The sequence below is a fragment of the Nguyenibacter vanlangensis genome, assembly GCF_013376155.1.
In the GTDB taxonomy this organism is placed as follows: Bacteria; Pseudomonadota; Alphaproteobacteria; order Acetobacterales; family Acetobacteraceae; genus Gluconacetobacter; species Gluconacetobacter vanlangensis.
This window is the reverse complement of the sequence record NZ_JABXXP010000596.1, coordinates 1-1,702: the sequence shown is the minus strand read 5'-3', so window position 1 is coordinate 1,702 and position 1,702 is coordinate 1. Positions and strand designations below refer to the sequence as shown.

Sequence of the window (1,702 nt, the reverse complement as noted above, 5' to 3'; positions counted from 1 at the left end):
CATCTGCGGGCGCTGTGGCACGACGCGCGCGGCGAATGGCAGGCGGCGCACGACCTGGTGAACGAGGGCGGCAGCCCGGCGGAATGCCGGGTCCATGCCTATCTGCACCGGCGGGAGGGCGACCTGGCGAACGCGGATTACTGGTACTGGCGCGCCCGCGTCCCGGCCGATCGCGGGCCGCTGGACGTGGAGCGCGACCTGCTGCTGCGCCGGTTCCTGGCGGCCGGCGCATAGGCGGGCCGTCCGGGCGCGCCGGGCGAAAAAGCCACATGATATGTTAATGATATATATGTTACCGGTACCCCCCTCGAATGCCGGGGCGGGAACGCGTTAGAGCAGTCCGAAATCCCTCTGCTGCCTGGACATGACGTGAATGCCGGTTCTTGAGACTGCGACGCTGGAGCGGCTGCCGCCCGCGATCATCATCCCCGCCTATGACCGCAAGGCGGTGCGTCCGGGGATCGCGCATCTGAGCGTGGGGAATTTCCACCGCGCGCACCAGGCGGTCTATCTGGACCGGGTGCTGGCCCGGCCGGGCCAGGCGGAGTGGGGCATCGTGGGCATCGGCGTGATGGACGATCCGCGCGAGCGGGCCAAGGCCGAGGCGCTGCGGGCCCAGGACGGGCTGTATACCCTGACCGAATGTCCCGCCGACGCGCCGGACGTGGTGCGGGTGGTGGGGTCGATCGTGGAGTATGTCCACGCGCCGGACGACCGGATGGCGGCGATCCGGCGCCTGGCCGATCCGGCGATCCGCATCGTCAGCCTGACGGTGACGGAGGGCGGGTATTACACGGACGAGGCCGGGCGGTTCCAACTGGAGCATCCGGCGATCGCCGAGGATCTGGCCAGGGACGTGCCGCACAGCGTGTTCGGCCTGGTGACCGAGGCGCTGCGGCTGCGCCGCGACAGCGGGGCGGGGCCTTTTACCGTGCTGACCTGCGACAACCTGCCGCATAACGGGCATGTGGCGCGCACCGCCTTCCTTGGCTGGGCGCAAGCGCGCGATGCGGGGCTGGCGGACTGGATCGCCGCCCATGTGACCTTTCCCTGCACCATGGTGGACCGCATTACCCCGGCGGTGCGCGAGGCCGACGCGGCGCGGCTGAACGCCGCGAGCGGGGTGGAGGACCGGGCGCCGGTCTTCTGCGAGGATTTCATCCAGTGGGTGGTCGAGGATTCGTTCTGCGCCGGACGGCCGCGGCTGGAAGAGGTGGGCGTGCTGTTCACCGACGATGTGGCGCCCTATGAGCGGGTGAAGCTGCGCATGCTGAATGCGTCGCATTCCATGCTGGGCCTGCCGGGCGTGCTGATGGGGTACCGCATCGTCGGCGAGATCATGCGCGACGCGGATGTCGTCGCGTTGCTGGAACGCTATCTGGGCCTGGATGCCGAGCCGCTGCTGCAGGCGCCGCCGGGTATGGAACTGCATGAATACGGCGCATTGCTGCTGCGCCGGTTCCGCAATCCGGCGATCAGCGACCAGTTGCTGCGCATCGCGTCGGACAGCGCGTCGAAATTGCCGGTCTTCGTGCGCGATACCGCCGAGGGCACGCTGGCGCGGGGCGCGGACGCCACGCGGATCGCCCTTCTGCTGGCCTGTTTTGCCGAATATCTGCGCGGCCGGGACGATGGCGGCGCGGCCTATGAGGTGGTCGAGCCGCATCTGGGCGCAGAGGACCGGGCGCTGGCCGCCGAGGCC

2 protein-coding genes are annotated in these 1,702 nt (G+C 69.6%); both read left to right on the top strand.

Going from position 1 to position 1,702, the window contains the following annotated elements; all coding sequences use genetic code 11:
- Positions 1–234: hypothetical protein (locus tag HUK84_RS17080; protein WP_176641334.1), on the top strand; the 234-nt coding region annotated here is incomplete at its 5' end.
- Positions 235–373: 139 nt separating this feature from the next.
- Positions 374–1,702, top strand: a 1,329-nt coding sequence (locus HUK84_RS17075; protein ID WP_176641333.1) for a mannitol dehydrogenase family protein, incomplete at its 3' end; no start/stop codon positions are given.